16 protein-coding genes are annotated in these 17630 nt (G+C 54.4%); 7 read left to right on the top strand and 9 right to left on the bottom strand.

The genetic code is table 11. The annotated features are described in order from the left end of the window. From AC2FNE_RS16260 to AC2FNE_RS16285, 6 genes are all read right to left on the bottom strand, one after another. Positions 1 to 1547, bottom strand: a 1547-nt coding sequence (locus AC2FNE_RS16260) for a M3 family metallopeptidase (protein WP_496805800.1), incomplete at its 3' end; no start/stop codon positions are given. Positions 1548 to 1622: 75 nt separating this feature from the next. Beyond that, positions 1623 to 2666, bottom strand: coding sequence for a HesA/MoeB/ThiF family protein (locus tag AC2FNE_RS16265; protein ID WP_496805801.1), 1044 nt, complete (start codon positions 2664 to 2666; stop codon positions 1623 to 1625). Continuing rightward, the gene (dut, locus tag AC2FNE_RS16270) at positions 2666 to 3121 is read right to left on the bottom strand and encodes a dUTP diphosphatase (protein WP_170475090.1); all 456 of its coding nucleotides are present in this window, start codon (positions 3119 to 3121) and stop codon (positions 2666 to 2668) included. Before dut ends, AC2FNE_RS16265 begins: the two co-directional genes overlap by 1 nt. A 36-nt stretch (positions 3122 to 3157) precedes the next feature. Beyond that, the gene (gene coaBC / locus AC2FNE_RS16275) at positions 3158 to 4354 is read right to left on the bottom strand and encodes a bifunctional phosphopantothenoylcysteine decarboxylase/phosphopantothenate--cysteine ligase CoaBC (protein ID WP_496805802.1); all 1197 of its coding nucleotides are present in this window, start codon (positions 4352 to 4354) and stop codon (positions 3158 to 3160) included. A 63-nt stretch (positions 4355 to 4417) separates the two neighbouring features. After that, positions 4418 to 5194 (bottom strand): ChaN family lipoprotein, encoded by a 777-nt coding sequence (locus tag AC2FNE_RS16280; RefSeq protein ID WP_437436822.1) that lies wholly within the window; start codon positions 5192 to 5194, stop codon positions 4418 to 4420. A 44-nt stretch (positions 5195 to 5238) separates the two neighbouring features. Then, positions 5239 to 6117 carry an RNA polymerase factor sigma-32 gene (locus AC2FNE_RS16285; protein WP_170475084.1) on the bottom strand — a complete coding sequence of 293 codons (879 nt, stop codon included), beginning with the start codon at positions 6115 to 6117 and terminating at the stop codon, positions 5239 to 5241. Positions 6118 to 6217: 100 nt separating this feature from the next. Between AC2FNE_RS16285 and cobU the strand changes: the two genes are divergently transcribed. From cobU to AC2FNE_RS16305, 4 genes are read left to right on the top strand one after another with little or no spacing between them, the layout of a single operon-like run. Beyond that, positions 6218 to 6739 carry a bifunctional adenosylcobinamide kinase/adenosylcobinamide-phosphate guanylyltransferase gene (gene cobU / locus AC2FNE_RS16290; RefSeq protein ID WP_170606074.1) on the top strand — a complete coding sequence of 174 codons (522 nt, stop codon included), beginning with the start codon at positions 6218 to 6220 and terminating at the stop codon, positions 6737 to 6739. Next, positions 6736 to 7314 (top strand): histidine phosphatase family protein, encoded by a 579-nt coding sequence (locus AC2FNE_RS16295; protein ID WP_170606072.1) that lies wholly within the window; start codon positions 6736 to 6738, stop codon positions 7312 to 7314. Before cobU ends, AC2FNE_RS16295 begins: the two co-directional genes overlap by 4 nt. A gap of 58 nt (positions 7315 to 7372) precedes the next feature. After that, positions 7373 to 8257 (top strand): glutathione S-transferase N-terminal domain-containing protein, encoded by an 885-nt coding sequence (locus AC2FNE_RS16300; protein WP_496805803.1) that lies wholly within the window; start codon positions 7373 to 7375, stop codon positions 8255 to 8257. Between the two features lie 58 nt (positions 8258 to 8315). Then, positions 8316 to 9830 (top strand): YifB family Mg chelatase-like AAA ATPase, encoded by a 1515-nt coding sequence (locus AC2FNE_RS16305; RefSeq protein WP_496805804.1) that lies wholly within the window; start codon positions 8316 to 8318, stop codon positions 9828 to 9830. Here AC2FNE_RS16305 and gshB read toward each other — a convergent pair. The 3 genes from gshB to rsmI form a co-directional block, all read right to left on the bottom strand. Beyond that, positions 9827 to 10759, bottom strand: coding sequence for a glutathione synthase (gene gshB / locus AC2FNE_RS16310; protein WP_170475069.1), 933 nt, complete (start codon positions 10757 to 10759; stop codon positions 9827 to 9829). The genes AC2FNE_RS16305 and gshB overlap by 4 nt on opposite strands. 61 nt (positions 10760 to 10820) lie before the next feature. After that, entirely contained in the window at positions 10821 to 11192 is a 372-nt protein-coding gene (locus tag AC2FNE_RS16315) for a YraN family protein (RefSeq protein WP_170606068.1), read from the bottom strand. Then, positions 11185 to 12051, bottom strand: coding sequence for a 16S rRNA (cytidine(1402)-2'-O)-methyltransferase (gene rsmI, locus AC2FNE_RS16320; RefSeq protein WP_496805805.1), 867 nt, complete (start codon positions 12049 to 12051; stop codon positions 11185 to 11187). Before rsmI ends, AC2FNE_RS16315 begins: the two co-directional genes overlap by 8 nt. 88 nt (positions 12052 to 12139) lie before the next feature. Between rsmI and AC2FNE_RS16325 the strand changes: the two genes are divergently transcribed. From AC2FNE_RS16325 to murJ, 3 genes are read left to right on the top strand one after another with little or no spacing between them, the layout of a single operon-like run. After that, on the top strand, positions 12140 to 13312 hold the full coding sequence (locus tag AC2FNE_RS16325) for a penicillin-binding protein activator (protein WP_170475061.1): 1173 nt from the start codon (positions 12140 to 12142) through the stop codon (positions 13310 to 13312). After that, on the top strand, positions 13272 to 16091 hold the full coding sequence (locus AC2FNE_RS16330) for a [protein-PII] uridylyltransferase (RefSeq protein ID WP_496805806.1): 2820 nt from the start codon (positions 13272 to 13274) through the stop codon (positions 16089 to 16091). Before AC2FNE_RS16325 ends, AC2FNE_RS16330 begins: the two co-directional genes overlap by 41 nt. Further along, positions 16088 to 17629, top strand: coding sequence for a murein biosynthesis integral membrane protein MurJ (gene murJ, locus AC2FNE_RS16335; RefSeq protein ID WP_496805807.1), 1542 nt, complete (start codon positions 16088 to 16090; stop codon positions 17627 to 17629). Before AC2FNE_RS16330 ends, murJ begins: the two co-directional genes overlap by 4 nt. Position 17630 lies beyond the last annotated feature (1 nt).

Here is a 17630-nt window from a genome sequence, read left to right on the forward strand (position 1 = left end):
CCCGTATCAGCATGCGTCGCAAATTCCGCCAATACCTCGGGGACATCCAGCCAATGTTCGTAAAGCTGGCTGGGCAGTTCCACGAAATCACGCGCCACACTGGTGCCCGAGATGCTTTCGTAGGTCACGTTCGACAACATTTGGTGCAGCGCATGACCAAATTCGTGAAACAATGTCCGCGCGTCGTCATAAGACAGCAACGCCGGATCACCTTTGGCAAAGTTGCAAACATTGATAACGATTGGCGCCTGTTCCACCGGAAATTTCGCCTGACTACGCATCGCGCTGCACCACGCACCAGATCGTTTTGAGCCGCGCGCGAAGTAATCGCCTATAAACACCGCAATATGACGACCTTCCCTTGTCACCTCCCAAGCGCGGCAGTCGGGGTGGTAAAGCGGCACATCCAATGGTTTAAATGCCAAACCGAACAGGCGGTTGGCACAGTCAAACGCAGCCTCGATCATTCGGTTCAACTGCAAATACGGCTTGAGCGAAGCTTCATCCAAGTCATGTTCAGCCTTGCGCCGCTTTTCAGCGTAGTAGCGCCAATCCCAAGCTTCCAGCGGGCCATTAACGCCATCGTCCCGCATCATCGCGGTCAGGGTTTCAGCATCTGCATCCGCCCGCATTTTGGCTGGTTCCCAGACTTGCATCAAAAGATCACGCACACGATCCGGCGTCCGTGCCATCTCGGTTTCCAGCTTATATTCGGCAAAGCTGTCGTAACCCAATAGCTTTGCCCTTTCCTGCCGCAAGCCCAGTATCTCGGCCGCTATCTCTCGGTTGTCGGTTTCACCGCCATTTGCACCGCGGGAAACCCATGCGCGATAGGCTTTTTCACGGAGGTCACGCCGTGGCGAAAACTGCAGAAATGGCACGATCAAAGAACGCGAAAGTGTCACAACAGGACCGTCAGAACCCTTTTCTTGCCCTGCCGAACGTGCGGAACTTACGACGAAGTCTGGTAAGCCCAATAAATCGTCCTCATTCAACTCCATGTACCAATCCCGCTCATCCGCCAGAAGATTTTGCGTAAAGGATGTGCCCAACAAGGCCAGTCGGGCCTTTATTTCTTGCATCCGGGTGTCTTGCTCTCCTTGCAGTGCTGCCCCTGCGCGCACGAAACCACGGTAGGTCAGAAAAAGAATGCGTTTCTGTTCGTCGGTCAGATCCAGGTGTTCACGACGGTTCCATAAGTCTGCTACCCGCCGAAACAACGTTTTGTTCGACGAAATACCCGAATAATGCTCGGAAAGTTTAGGAGAGAACTCGCGTTGCAATTCTTCGCGCCTTGGATTGCTATCCGCTCCCGCGACCGAGTAGAAAACCGACAGGACCTTATCCATCTGTTCGCCTGCCGCTTCCAACGCTTCAATCGTGTTTACAAAATTCGGAGTTTCCGTCGCCGAAGCAATTGCATCAATTTGGGCGTTGTGAACCCCCATGGCTTGCTCAAGCGCAGGCGCAAAATCTTCGTCAGAGATTTCAGCAAATGGCGCGATCTTGAACGGAGTGTTCCACTCAGAAAGAATTGGGTTGGTCATGCAAGTCTCCTTTGACCGTATACCTAGGAGCGCCCGGAATAATGATCCAGAGCCGGCCCGGAAATAGATTATTGGTTATTTGTCGCCGCAAATCGGGCAATCTGCTCTTCGCGTCAATGCGATCTTTCGGCTTTCACCATAAAGCGCGTCATAGATTAGCATCTCACCGCGTAGTGCTTGCCCGGCACCCGTGACCACCTTAATCGCTTCCACCGCCATCATGGACCCTACTACACCCGGCAAGGGGCCAATGACACCAGCCTCGGCGCAGGATGGTGCTAGCCCTGCTGCCGGAGCTTCTGGGAATATACATTGATAGCAGGGGCCGGTCGTAGCAGGGTCAAATACACTCAGTTGCCCTTCCCACTGCGACAATGCCCCCGAAATTAAGGGCTTGCCCAGTCTGACCGCAGTTCGATTAGACAAATACCGCGTTTCGAAATTATCGGTGCCGTCAAGGACAAGGCCAAAATCCGAAAACAGGTCCTCAGCAATCTCTTCGGTCAACCGCCGATGATATGGCAGAACATCGACGTTAGGATTTTGCGCTAGCATCGCTTGTTGTGCAGAAAATACTTTAGGCATTCCAATATCGGCGTCGCGATGTATCACCTGTCTTTGAAGGTTGGCGTTCTCAACAACATCGTCATCAATTACGCCGATTGTACCAACACCTGCTGCGGCAAGGTATTGCAACGCGGGTGCGCCCAGTCCGCCGGCACCGATCACCAGAACGCGTGACTGTTTCAAGCGTTTCTGACCCGGGCCTCCCAATTCACGCAGGACGATGTGGCGGGCATAGCGGTCCAATTCAGTTTCACTGAACTTGTCCGACGGCGCGGTGATTTGTTGCGTAGAAACTGGAACGGCGCGGTTTCGAAGCACCTTCAATACCTTTCCGTACATCAGGATCAGAACTGCAAATCCGACCAGAATGAACCACATCGCGGCAGAGCCACCGGTAGCCTCGCGCAGCGGGTGCTGGTCAGGTAATGACAGTTGGGCAATGATCACTCCCAAGAGCAGTACTGAAACGGATACAAATCGGGCCGTCCGCGACACACCGGCAAAGAGACCAATGCCCCACAAACCCGCAGCCAAAGCCAGGACAAGCAGCATCAGCCGCGCCCAGTCGAGCCAAATCCGCCCGCCCCACGCGCTGTTTCGCCCAAGTTCTCTGCGATCTCAAAAACAGCCTGCACTACAGGCGCCACTATGAGTTGGGCAATGCGATCTCCGTGATTTATTTCGAACCTTTCCTGCCCTGCATTCAAAACGATGACACCCAGCGGTCCGCGATAATCACTGTCGATGGTGCCCGGAGTGTTTGGCAAAGTGATCCCATGTTTAAGAGCGAGACCTGATCGTGGACGAACCTGTACCTCAAATCCCGTTGGTATCTCGATCCTTAGACCTGTTGGCACCAATGCGCGATTTCCGGGTTGCAAAACGATAGTGCCACGATCAGGTATATTGGCCCGTACATCCGCACCAGCCGCGCCTGCAGATTCATAGCAGGGCAAGGCCACGGACCTATCAGCCCAATCCTCATGGATCACATGAATTGCGACCATCTGCGCACCTTTCGTTTCAACATCTGGCTCCGCAATTCATTCCGACAATGCATCGGCAATTTTTTGAGCCAACCGATTTGCCACCAAATCTTTACTCATGCGCGGCCATTCCTCAGTTCCTTGACCCGTAATCAGGGTCACCGCGTTTTCGGACCCGCCCATAATGCCGGTCGTTGGGCTGACATCATTGGCAACGATCCAGTCACAGCCCTTTCGTTCACGTTTAGCTGAGGCATGTTCAACCACGTTATCTGTTTCCGCGGCAAACCCAACAACGAGAGAGGGGCGGTTCTTCTCCAAATTAGATACGCGTTTCAGGATGTCGGGGTTCTCAGAAAACTCCAATGTCGGCAAGCCGTCGCGACTCTTCTTCAGCTTTCGGTCTGAAACTCCGGCGACCCGCCAGTCGGCAACCGCCGCCGTAAAAACTCCTGCGTCCACCGGCAAAGCGTTATCTACGGCATCCGACATCTGCTGTGCAGTCTCGACGGGAACAACCTGAACTCCCTCCGGAGGTTGAACATCTGCCGGACCGGTAACAAAAATTACTTCGGCCCCCATTGCAGATAGGGCGCGGGCAATCGCGGTTCCCTGAGCCCCAGAAGATCGATTGGCGATATAGCGCACCGGGTCAATCGGCTCATGCGTTGGACCGGATGTGACTAGAATCCGCTTACCTTTCAAAGGGCCTGCGGTCAGTTCCGCCTCGATCGCTGCAACGATTTCCAAGGGTTCCGACATCCGCCCCGGCCCAAATTCCCCGCAAGCCATATCGCCTTCGTTGGGCCCGACGAATCGCACCCCGTCTTCCCGCAACTGTTTAAGATTGCGTTGCGTAGCCGGATGATTCCACATTCGTACGTTCATGGCTGGGGCGCACAGAACACGTGTGTCGGTCGCCATCAAGAGAGTCGAAGCCAGATCATTCGCCAGCCCGGATGCCATTTTTCCCATCAAGTCGGCCGTTGTGGGCGCGACTACGATCAAATCTGCGGATCTTGAAAGCTGGATGTGACCCATCTCGGCCTCATCCGTGAGGTCGAACAGGTCGCGATAGGTTTTTTCACCGGACAAAGCTGAAACCGACAAAGGTGTAACAAATTCCTCTGCGGCGTGGGTCAGAACCGGTATCACGCCTGCACCGCGTTCTTTCAACCGACGGATTAAATCCAGCGATTTATAAGCCGCGATTCCGCCGCCTATAATCAGCAGAATACGTTTGGATGCCAGCATGATCAGCCCTTCCCGTACCGGACGGCCCTGACATTAGGCAACGCTCGACCAGAGTTCCAGCAGTTAATTCTGTGCTTCAAAAGCTTTGCAGGGGTCCTCGCGATCGACTGCCGGGCTGTCAATTACGGCGTCGAACTCTCCGTCTACAACGCCATCCTCGGACTGACCCAACACGAAGACTTTCAAGCCGGGGCGCATGCGGGACAAAAAGGTTGGAATTCCACGGTCCTTCCGTGCGTGGCCGTTACCCGTAATAACTGCAACAGGACCGCCGGTTTCTTCTGTGGCGCGTAAGATCGATCGCGTCAAAACAGCATCACGAAGACGTTGGATCGCAACCATCTGGGGTAAATCCTCAGTGGGAATAGCGTCGCAATGTGCAGCCAATTGATCAGCCTCGCGGGCTGCTTGGTCTTCCGGCGCTAACGGCACCGTCAACCCGTAACGCGCCGCGTCTGCACCCAAAGCCGTGGCCGCGCCCCGTTCCATCGCAGCTCTGGCTGCTGCGCGCGGCACCATAGCACCATAAACCGGAGCATTAGATGCCTGAAAAATTGGATAATACATGCTTAACGGGGGCCAACCTGACTCGGCCCATCTCAGCATTCGAGACAGTTCCTCGGGATTGGTTGCGGCCTTTTGAGCAAGCCGCTGAGCACCCTCTTCTGTTACCATCTCCCAAACAACAGCAGTCGGAGACAGGGACTTAATGGCCTCGGTTTGCACCAGATGGTGCCGAGGGTTGTCGTGAATTTCCCCAAGAATGACAACATCGGCAGATTGCATTTCCGCAATCAGTTCAGCAGTTAAAAGTTCCTGCGCATGGCCTTGCCGAACCATTACACTGGTAACCGTGCAAATGCACGCGAGAATCGCAATCAGTCTCATGCGAAGAAGTGTTGCACCTCACGTGATTGCGCTTCAAGGTTCTTGCGCATTTTCACAAATGCCGCCGCCTCAAGCTGGCGGACGCGCTCTTTTGAAAGACCCAGTTCATGGCCAAGACTTTCCAAGGTGCGGGCTGGTTCGCGCAGTTTCCGTTCACGCACGATGAAACGTTCCCGTTCGTTCAAAGCTTGCATCGCGGCAACCAACCAAGTGCGCAATTGCTCGGTGTCGTGACTGTGCTCGACCGTGTCGGCCGCCTGTTCGCTGTCGTCTTCCAGCGCATCAATCCATTCTCTCCCTTCGTCATCCACCGACTGAACAGCGTTCAGGGAAAAATCCGATCCGGAAAGACGCCCTTCCATCATTTCAACGTCCCGCAAGGGCACTCCAATTTCGGCAGCTATCAATTGATGAAGCTGATGCCGATCCAACTTCTGGCCCTCGGTTGCGGCTTCGCGCTCCAAACGTGCCTGAACCCGGCGCATATTGAAAAACAGCGATTTTTGCGCTGAAGTAGACCCAGTGCGCACCATTGACCAGTTTCGCATAACGTAGTCCTGAATGCTGGCCTTGATCCACCAAACTGCATAAGTGGAAAATCGAACTCCGCGATCAGGGTCAAACTTGTCGGCGGCCTTCATCAGGCCCAAACCAGCCTCTTGAATAAGGTCGTTCATGGGCGCGCCGTAACGTTTGAACTTTGCCGCCATTGAAATTGCCAATCGCATATAAGCAGTGATCAATCGATGAAGGGCTTGTTCGTCCCGATTGTCCCGCCAAGCGTAAGCCAACTTCAATTCCGTCTCTGCGTCCAGCAACTCGGCCTTCATCGCCTGTCGGGACATCGAAAAATCTTTTGCGTTGTCCAGTGCCATGCAACTCTCCCATTTTTGTCGGCGCTGGCCGGGCTTGCCTTGCCGACCTGTGGTCGATACGCAGGGCAGCACTAGGTGGATCACCAGAAAGGTAATTATAGTGCGTCCTGATTTAACCTTTGTCCTGGGTGGCGCTGCATCGGGAAAATCCTCATTTGCCGAACAACTTGTTGTCATGTCAGGAAAAAAACGCGTTTACCTTGCGACATCACAAGTGTTTGATGAAGAGATGCGCCTAAAAATTAAGCAACATATTGCGCAACGCGGGGAAGGATGGTCCACGATTGAAGTGCCCTTCGACCTGATCTCAAAAATTCGCGACATGGACAGTAACCAGATTGGACTAGTCGATTGCGCGACGATGTGGCTGACAAACCACCTGCTTGCTGGAAGCGATCTTGAAATGGAACAAACAGCGCTTTTGGATGCTTTACGCAATTGCCCGGCAGAACTTGTAGTAGTGTCCAATGAGGTTGGGCACGGCATCGTTCCGGAAAACACGCTTGCCCGGCAGTTTCGCGAAATGCAGGGACGTTTGAATATCGCACTGGCGGCACAAGCTGATCTAGTGGTGCAGGTCACCGCAGGCTTGCCGGTTGTACTAAAAGGTCAATTACCATGACACGTTTGCACCTTGTCCGCCATGGCCCGACCCACGCCAAAGCCATGGTCGGTTGGTCGGACATACCCGCTGACCTAAGCGATCTCGTCGCCATTGACAGGCTGCACTCGCACTTGCCCTCGGATGCGGTGGTCATCTCATCCGACCTGTCACGTGCCGCCGATACTGCTTCTGCTATTCAAGGCCAACGGTTCCGTTTGCCCCATAACCGTGACCTGCGCGAAATAAATTTTGGGGCGTGGGAAATGCGCTCTTTCGCCGAGATCGAGGCCGATGATCCAGAATTGGCCTTAGCCTATTGGGACGCCCCAGGTGATGTCCGCCCCCCACATGGCGAAAGCTGGAACGAAGTCTGTACCAGAGTGGATGCTGTAATTGACAACCTGATCGACCAGCACGTGGGTCGTGACTTGATTGTAGTTGCGCATTTTGGGGTCATTCTGACTCAGGTCCAGCGCGCCCTAAACGTTAATGCTAAGGAAGCGTTTTCGCATCGGATCGATAATCTTTCCGTTACCGAAATTACACGATCCACCAATAGTTGGACCGTTGGTCGGATCAATCACTGTCCGTGATCAAGTAACGCACAATTCTCTGATTTACTGCTGGCACTACGTTCGCCATCGTCAGTACATGACTTACGAACTCTTTATCGGTGACCGCTTGTTTTCCAGTTGGTCCTTGCGTGGTTGGCTGATGCTGAAAAAGTTCGGTTTGCCGTATCGCACCCACATGGTCGGCTTGTATTCCGGCTCGATGGCTGAGGACATGGCACAAGTTTCACCGGCCCGCCTTGTTCCGGCCCTACGTCTGCCAGACGGTATTGTTGTTGGTGAAAGCCTTGCGATCGCAGAGACGCTGGCTGAACGTCACCCTGAAGCAAATCTTTGGCCGCAAAACGCCACGGCCCGCGCGACAGCCCGCTGGTTGTGTTCGGAAATGGTAGCTGGTTTCGCTGCGCTGCGTTCTGAATGTCCGATGCAATTGTTACATTGTTGGAGAAGGTTTGCGCCAACGGCTGAAACTCTGACAGACCTGAAGCGCATTGAGTTGCTATGGCAGCATGCTCGGTCGGTCTCCGGGGCGAAGCAGGGACCTCTGTTTGAAACCTACTCTCTAGCTGACGTGTTTTACACACCTGTGGCGGCACGGATCATCGGGTATGATCTGCCAGTTTCTGAACAAAATCGTGAATATTGCCTGCAATTGCTGGCAGATATATCGGTTCGACAGTGGCGCGCGATGGGAATGACGGTAAAGTACGATCCTTTTCCGTATAATCAGAACCTCCCTTCGGTACCTTGGCCGATTGGAGAAACTTCGAGCGCCATGCCTGCAACTGATGGGCCATCAATCAATTCCGCTTGCCCGTATTCAGGAAAACCCGTCACGCATTTTCTAAAGCTGAACGGACGAATCTGGGGCTTTTGCAATGCGTTCTGTAGGGACAAGACGCTCTCCGATCCTCAAGCATGGCCGAAATTTGAAAAGATGGTGAGTTCTGTTAACCATTCTTAAACCGCACCCATGCCAGTAACCCTCTGTTAACCACAATCAGGTTCGAAGCGGAGGAAACATGGTAGCTCGCGCCCATACAGTCGCGTTCCAAGGTGTCGATGCCCGGCCAGTTGAAGTGCAATGCGCCGTCTCGCCGGGCCTGCCTGCATTTTCGATTGTCGGCCTGCCTGACAAAGCCGTCTCGGAGGCTCGTGAAAGAGTGCGCAGTGCCCTTAGTTCGATGGCCATTGCGCTTCCTTCCAAGCGGATCACCATAAACCTTTCTCCTGCCGACCTCCCCAAAGAGGGCAGCCATTTCGATCTACCGATCGCAGTCGCATTTTTGTCAGCCCTCGAAATCATCCCGTCTGACGCAGCAGAAAGTGCCGTTGCGCTTGGTGAACTTTCTTTGGATGGGTCATTGGCACCCGTTGTCGGCGCCCTACCCGCCGCCATGACTGCGGCCACTGAAAATCGCATTCTGGTCTGTCCACGCGCCTCGAGCGCCGAGGCGGCCTGGGTCGAAGCCACACAAGTGATTGGAGCAGGTTCGCTTGGTGATGTTGTGCGCCATTTCTCTGGGCAGTCTCCTCTGGAGGTCGCCCAACCAGGAGAGGTCAGGTTAGCGCAGGGCGAGCGCGATCTGCGAGACGTGAGAGGACAGGAGCGAGCCAAGCGAGCGTTGGAAATTGCTGCGGCGGGGCGGCACCACTTGATCATGACCGGAACACCGGGTTCAGGAAAATCTATGTTGGCCGCGCGTCTTCCGGGTATCTTACCCCCACTCTCGCCCGCCGAAGCCCTCGAAACCTCGATGATACACTCGTTGTGCGGGCTGCTCGATGAAGGCGGTATCAGTCGCGCGCGACCGTTTCGGGAGCCTCATCATACCGCCTCGATGGCGGCCATTGTCGGTGGCGGCAAGGGAGCCAAACCCGGCGAGATTTCTCTGGCTCATAATGGTGTTCTGTTCATGGACGAATTTCCAGAGTTTCCGCGCACCGTGTTGGAAACGCTGCGCCAGCCGATCGAAACAGGTGAAGTCATGGTCGCACGGGCAAATGCTCATGTGAAATACCCATGCCGATTCATGCTGGTCGCGGCTGCCAATCCCTGCAAATGCGGATACTTGACTGATCCGTCCCGCGCTTGTTCCCGGGCGCCAGTCTGCGGTGAAGACTATCTTGCCCGAATATCTGGTCCGCTGATGGACCGATTCGACCTGCGGATTGAGGTTCCGCCTGTTAGCTTCACGGATCTGGATCTACCACCGTCAGGCGATACTTCTGCAGTGGTGGCTAAACGCGTTGAAAAAGCCCGCGTTATTCAGGCTGATCGGTTTAGGAACATCCCTACCGCGCGACAAAACGCGGACGCCGAGGGTAAATTACTTGAAGAAGTCGCGGTATTACAAAACGAGGGTAAAGAATTACTGATACAGGCAGCAAACCGTTTCGGCCTCTCCGCTCGAGCGTTTCACCGAATAATGCGGGTCGCGCGCACTATCGCAGATCTTGAGGGCACCATCGACATCCAGCGGCACCACGTGGCCGAGGCGCTGAGCTTTCGCATCAGCGCCCAGATTGCAGTTTAGAGTTTAGCCTCGATTGCATCCCAGATCTTCCCCGCAACATTTACGCCATCGAACCGCTCCAATTCCTGAATGCCAGTTGGCGACGTCACATTTATCTCGGTCAGATAGTCTCCGATCACGTCGATACCGACGAAAATCTGTCCCTTTTCCTTCAACAGAGGGCCAATTGCAGCGCAAATCTCCAAATCTCTTTCCGAAAGGCTAATCTTTTCAGGCCGTCCTCCAACATGCATGTTGGACCTGGTTTCCCCTTCGGCCGGAACACGATTGATCGCACCGACAGGTTCACCGTCGACTAAAATGACACGCTTGTCGCCGTTACTGACATCAGGCAGGAATTTCTGAACAATTAAAGGTTCTCGCGAAAAGCCCGTGAAAAGTTCGTGCAGCGAAGTCAGGTTTCGATCGTTTGCATCCAAACGGAAAACCCCTGCACCCCCATTCCCATAAAGAGGCTTCAGAATCACATCGCCATGCTTTTCCTTAAACGCTTTGATGGTGCGCAGATCCCGCGCAATCGTTGTCGGCGGCGTCAGTTCGGGGAAATCCAGCACCAAGAGTTTTTCCGGGTAGTTTCTAACCCAAAATGGGTCGTTAACGACCAAAACCTTATCCCGAAGCCTGTCCAGTAAATGCGTCGAGGTTATGTAGTGCATGTCGAACGGAGGGTCCTGACGCAACCAAACCACATCAAATTCGCCAAGATCGACTTCGTGTTCAGGGCCCAATATTGCGGGGTCGCCAGCAACCCGCTGAATTGTCATTTCTTGGGCACGCGCCGTAACTCGCCCTTCCTGATAGGCCAGCTGATCCGGGCCGTAGAAAAACAATTCATGGCCGCGGGCCTGTGCTTCCTCCGCCAGCCGGAATGAACTGTCTGCATCAATGTCCACGGCCCCAATCGGGTCCATTTGAAAGGCGATTTTCATGGCGAGTCCTCTGTCTTAACGCCAGATACATGGCCCACTGTGGCCGGGGGTTCAATGGCGATCAGCCGTGTCCGAAGGCGTTTTCAATAATTTGAACCGCACCAGACGCATCGACTAGGGCTGCATCAAACCTGACATTCGTAAGCTGCCCATCGGGTTCATGCTCCAGAAACTGCGCAGCTGCGGAAACAATGCGCTGAATCTGTCGCGTGTTTATTCTTGCGGCAGCGGCTTCGAAACTACTGCTTTTCTTGACTTCGATGAACACCAGCCCTTCGGTGTCGCGCGCAATCAGGTCGATTTCACCCGCTGCGCCACGCCAACGGCGATGCGCAATGGTAAAGCCTCGGCGTTCATAGTCAGTTGCAACGGCCTGTTCAGCTGCGCGTCCAACAAGATTTGAAACCGAGCCCCGAACTGACCTATTAACCATTTCGTTCCTTTCCCAATTTCAAGGCTTTCTGATAAATCGGGCGGCGCGGTACGTCATACATCTTGGAAACAAGGTCAGCTGCATCCCGGACTGAGTGGGTTTCGAGGGCCTTTGCAAGAGCTTCATCTACTTCCGATTCGTTAACAGATTGCGAATGGCCGCGATCCACCAACAGAACAATTTCCCCTTTGACAGATTTGCCCGTGTATTCTGCGGTTAGGTCGCCCAAGGTGGCTCGCCTCACTTCTTCAAATTTCTTAGTCAATTCTCGACAAATGGCGGCTTTACGATTCTCTCCAAGAACGTGGGAAAGATCCGAAAGACAGGCTGCCAGGCGTTTGGGAGATTCATAAAAAATTAGTGTACCCGGTATTTCGCGCAATGCCTCAATTTTAGTTTTTCTGGCACCCGAGGAATTTGGCAGGAAGCCGGCAAAAAAGAACGCGTCCGTTGGCAGCCCGGCCAGGGTCAGGGCCATCATCGCGGCCGACGGTCCGGGGGCACAAGTGACCAAATGACCTTCTTCCGCCGCCAGTCGTCCAAGATCGTAACCGGGATCGGCGATTAATGGCATTCCGGCTTCTGAGGCATAAGCGACAGACATTCCCTGTTCCAGCGCATCCATGATGCGGTTTCGCGCGCCAACACCGCTGTGATCATGGTAAGCCTGAATGCGCCGACCAGCCAAAGGGACGCCGTGGATCTCCATCAGCTTGCGTAGGCTGCGTGTGTCCTCAGCCGCTATCATGTCTGCCGAAGCCAGCACATCCAACGCCCTGAGTGTGATATCCCGCGCAGTCCCTATCGGAGTAGCGACAAAATACAGGCCGGCGCCCAATCTGATCTTTTGAAAATTCAAAGCTGGACCCTCACAGCATGACGTTTATTATCGCGGCTCAATATAATGGCTGCATCCATGGCCGCCGGATCAAGGAGTTTTCATTTAGATGTTCACTGTTTGCAAGCCTGCCCGCAAACTGACCAAATCGGTTTTGGCCCTAGCCGCAGCGGTGTTTCTAGCCGCATGTGAGCCTGGTGTGAACACCGGCGGTCCGTCGATTGACACATCGGAACCAGTACCTGTTGCGCTTTTAGTACCGCTTGGTTCAGGACAATCCGGAGATGCCGCCTTAGCCCAAAGCCTTGAAAATGCCGCCCGCCTGGCAATGACTGACCTTCCAAATGTCAACATCGACCTGAGGGTGTACGACACCGCTGGCAGCGCTGCAACAGCGTCCGCCGTAGCTCAGCAGGCTGTTGCAGACGGAGCAAAAATCATTCTGGGCCCAGTTTACGCTCAGGCTGCTAATGCAGCAGGGCTGGCTGTATTGAACAACGGTGTGAACGTACTGTCCTTCTCCAACAACACTACTATTGCGGGCGGAAATGTCTTCGTTCTTGGACCGACCTTTGAAAATACTGCCAATCGCCTCGTCAGCTTTGCTGGCCAACAAGGCAAGAGTGGTATGGTTATCGTTCACAGCAACGATGCCTCTGGTCAATTGGGACAAGCCGCAATCGCCGGTGCACTTAGTAACAGCCGTGTGAACAATGCTGGCTCCATTGGCTTCGATCGGTCGCAACAGGGCGTTATTAATGCGGTCCCGTCCATCAAATCCACAATGGATTCCTCGGGGGCAGATTCGATATTCCTGACGGCCACCACGGCTGGCGCCCTTCCGCTTTTCAGCCAACTGCTGCCCGAATCCGGACTGTCCCCGGCAACAACGCAGTATATTGGTCTGACGCGTTGGGACATACCTTCCCAAACGCTGGAGCTTCCGGGCGTTCAGGGTGGTTGGTTCGCCTTACCTGACCCAGCCAAGGCTCAGGCCTATCGCCAACGTTACAACGCCACCTACGGCGAGGCACCGCATCCAATCAGTGGCTTGGCTTATGACGGTATCGCCGCAATTGGTGCGTTGGTTAGTCAGGGTAAATCGAACGCGCTGACAGGTGCCGCTCTGACGCAAAACGCCGGGTTCCAAGGCGTCGGTGGCATCTTCCGTCTGCGCCCGAATGGGACAAATGAACGCGGTCTGGCGGTTGCCACGATCCAGAACAAACAGGTGGTTGTTATTGACTCTGCCCCACAAAGCTTCTCTGGCGCTGGCTTCTGATCAATCCGGTCAAACCCCGCCGTCGACAGGCGCGCTTATATGCCCGGAATACGAGATTTTCGACAGCGCCGGGGTGAATGCCCAGCTTTCGAACGCGTTCGAAGATTGCAAAGACAACACTGAAATGCGTGCAGCAACTGTGCGCATTCTACGTGACGCCCAAAAGACAGGGCGCGGCAACATCGCAGATGCATTTGCCGCCCGTCCCTTTGACGCGCGCCCACTGACGCGGTCGTATACCTTTCTAATGGATAGATTGGTTTGCACCGCGCTCGAGGTTGCAAGCGAACGGCTACACCCGTTGGCCAACCCGACGCGGGGCGAAAAGATCGCTGTTCTGGCGGTTGGCGGATACGGGCGCGGAGAAATGGCCCCTTCCTCGGATGTGGATCTGCTGTTTCTAACGCCATATAAAATCACGGCTTGGGCCGAGAGCGTGATTGAATCCATGCTCTATATCCTTTGGGATTTGCGGCTCAAGGTTGGCCACGCTTCACGCACGACACGGGATTGCCTGCGCCTGGGGGCCGAGGACTTCACGATCCGAACCGCAATGTTGGAGCAGCGCTTTTTGGCAGGCGACAAGCCGTTGGCAGAAGAACTCGAGCAACGCCTCAAGGAAGAACTGTTCAAAGGTAGCGAGAGGGAATTCATCGAGGCAAAATTGCAAGAACGCGAGTCGCGCCACCACAAACAGGGTGAGCGTTACATGGTCGAGCCCAATGTCAAGGAAGGCAAAGGTGGCCTTCGTGATCTTCAGTCCCTCTATTGGATCGCAAAATACATCTATGGCGTCCACGATGTGGCTGAACTGGTGCCGTTGGGTTTGTTCACACCCGAAGAGTTCAATGGCTTTGTTGCAGCCGAAGATTTTCTTTGGGCCGTTCGCGCGCACATGCATCTGGTCACTGGGCGGGCTACCGAACAACTGACTTTCGATCTTCAGGTCGAAGTCGCCGAGCGCATGGGTTATGAGGACCGTGCTGGCAGGCGTGCAGTCGAAGTCTTTATGCAACGCTACTTCCGCGAGGCCACCCGAGTGGGCGAGTTGACCCGCATTTTTCTAACCAAGCTTGAAGCCACTCACATCAAAAGCGCGCCATTGCTTGAGCGTATTTTTCGCAGGCGTCCCCGCGTGAAACCCGGTTACAAAATGGTGCATGGCCGTTTGGCCGTAAGTGACCCCGATGAATTCCTCGAAGACCAATTAAACATGCTGCGTCTGTTCGAAGAGGGCCTGCGTACAGGTATGCTGATCCACCCGGATGCGATGCGTTTGGTCACAGCAAATCTGGATCTGATCGATGACGAGATGCGTAAAAACAAAGAAGCGCAGCGTATCTTCCTGGACCTTATGCTGAAACACGGAAACCCAGAGCGCGCCTTGCGCCGTATGAATGAACTGGGTGTTCTTTCGGCATTTTTGCCAGAGTTTGAACCGATCGTGGCGATGATGCAGTTCAATATGTACCACAGTTACACCGTGGACGAACACATCATCCAGTGCATCGTAAATCTGGCCCAAATTGAACGAGGTGAACTGATCGAGTCCTTGCCGCTTGCATCCTCGATTCTGAAAGAGGGGGTCAACCGCAAAGTGCTTTATGTCGCACTTTTGCTTCATGACATCGGCAAGGGTAGGCCCGAGGATCATTCTATTCTTGGCGCTCAAATCGCCCGCAAGGTCGCCCCGCGGTTGGGGCTGAGCAAGGCAGACTCCGAAACCGTTGAATGGCTGGTGCGCTATCACCTGCTTATGTCGGACATGGCGCAAAAACGCGATATTTCCGACCCACGGACTGTGCGAGATTTCGCCAAAGCGGTCGAGACCGTGAAAAGACTGGATCTGCTGACCGTACTCACGGTTTGCGACATTCGCGGCGTTGGGCCCAACACTTGGAATAATTGGAAAGCTACTTTGCTGAGGGCCCTGCACGCAGAAACCAAACGCGCTTTGGAAACCGGCATGGAAGACCTCAACCGCGCCAACCGCGGTGCCGGTGCCAAAAAGGCTTTGCGCTCAGCACTCGTAGATTGGTCCAAAGCTGACTTAAAAACGGAAACCGGGCGCCACTATGAACCTTATTGGCAGGGCTTAAACGTCTCTACGCATGTTGAGTTTGCCGAGATGCTACGCGCGTTGGAACACAGCGGTGATCCAGGTGACATGGAAGTTCGCCTGCATCCCGACGAAGACCGCGACGCCACACGCGCATGCTTTGCCATGGCGGATCACCCTGGCATTTTCGCTCGAATTGCCGGTGCGCTTGCTTTGGTCGGCGCCAATGTTGTGGATGCACGCAGCTATACAACCAAAGACGGATACGTAACTGATGCATTCTGGGTTCAAGATTCAGACGGACACCCGTATGAAGCCAGCCGGCTGCCTCGATTGACGCAAATGATCCACAAGACGCTGAAAGGCGAGGTTGTCGCAAGCGATGCGCTTAAGTCCCGAGATAAGATCAAAAAACGCGAGCGCGCCTTCGATGTTCCGACCCACATCACTTTCGACAACGATGGGTCCGAGATTTACACAATAATCGAGGTCGACACCCGCGACCGACCCGGCCTGCTGTATGATCTGACCCGAACGCTTGCAGCGGCAAACGTCTATATCGCCAACGCGGTTATTGCGACCTATGGAGAACAGGTTGTCGACACTTTCTACGTCAAAGACATGTTCGGGCTGAAATATCACTCTGAAAGCAAGCAGCGAGGGCTCGAAGCCAAACTTCGAACGGCAATTGCCGAAGGCGCCGAGCGAGCGGCTTCATGAAACAAATCCGCCTTTTCTCGGGGTTGTTCACGGTTGGCTTCTGGACATTGGCCAGCCGAATACTCGGGTTTTTACGAGAAATCCTGTTAACGGCTTTTATCGGACCGGGGCCGGTCATGGATGCCTTTGTCGCCGCCTTTCGTCTGCCCAACATGTTTCGTCGCTTCTTTGCAGAGGGCGCGTTTAACGCAGCCTTTGTTCCCATGTTCTCTAAAAGATTGGAGGCGGAGGAAAACGCACGGGAATTTGCGCAGGATGCTTTCAACTTGTTGGCTGTCGCGGTGCTTGCGTTAGTCGGATTGGCCATGTTGTTCATGCCGGCACTGGTATGGCTAACGGCCGAAGGTTTTTACGGCGACGAACGGTTCGATATGGCCGTCGACTACGGTTACATCGTCTTTCCGTATATCCTTTTCATGTCTTTGGCAGCATTGTTTTCGGGCGTTTTAAATGCGACTGGACGCTTTGCCGCCGCCGCAGCCGCGCCAGTTTTGTTGAACATTTTCGCCTGCGCTGCACTTGTTTTCGGTGCAATGTCCGGAGGCGAAGTGATCCGCTGGCTGATCGCGGTTATCCCGCTTGCTGGGGTTGCTCAGTTAACTTTGGTTTGGGTGGCGACTGAGCGTGCAGGAATTCGAATTCGCCCGGGGCGACCGCATCTCAGCCCCGAGATGCGCAACATGGTGCGCATCGCGATACCAGCAGCGTTGGCTATGGGCGTTACACAAGTCAATCTTGTGGTTGGACAACTCGTTGCCTCGAAAACCGAAAAAGCCGTCAGTTGGTTGTTTGCCGCCGACAGGATGTATCAGCTACCTTTGGGAGTGGTTGGAATTGCCGTCGGTATCGTTCTGCTGCCTGACCTTTCCCGGCGCCTGCGTGCTGACGACAAAGACGGCGCGCGCAACGCCCTATCACGAGCAGGAGAGTTCACGCTTCTTTTGACTATTCCTTCGACCGTCGCATTTGTCGTCATCCCCTACCCTCTGGTCTCGGTCCTTTTTGAGCGGGGAGCCTTTAGTCCTGAAGACACAACCGCAACGGCTCTGGCTGTGACGATATACGGTTTAGGGTTGCCTGCTTTCATGCTTCAAAAACTGGTGCAACCGCTGTTTTTTGCGCGTGAAAATACCCGAGCGCCATTTCACTACGCTGTCGGAGCCATGATTATAAACGCGTCGCTGGCATTTGGTCTTTATCCTATTGTTGGATGGATTGCGCCGGCCATCGCGGCCTCAGTCGCAGGATGGGCGATGGTCGCGCTGCTTGCTTTTGGTGCGCGTCACATGGGGGATGAAGCCCGTTTTGACCAGCGTTTCAAAGACCGTGCCTGGCGGATCGTGGCCGCGTCTTTGGGGATGGGTGCCGTTCTTTTCACAGCAGTTCAGGGGTTCGGCTGGGCATTTTCTGTACCGGGGTGGCGCTATTTGGCGCTGCTTCTGTTGATTACAGTCGCTGCAGCCGCCTATTTCTTTCTCGGACACTTGCTTGGCGCGTTTAAAATATCCGAGTTCCGAAGGGCTCTGCGCCGCAGTTGAA

This window comes from Ruegeria sp. YKSD179, assembly GCF_059612885.1.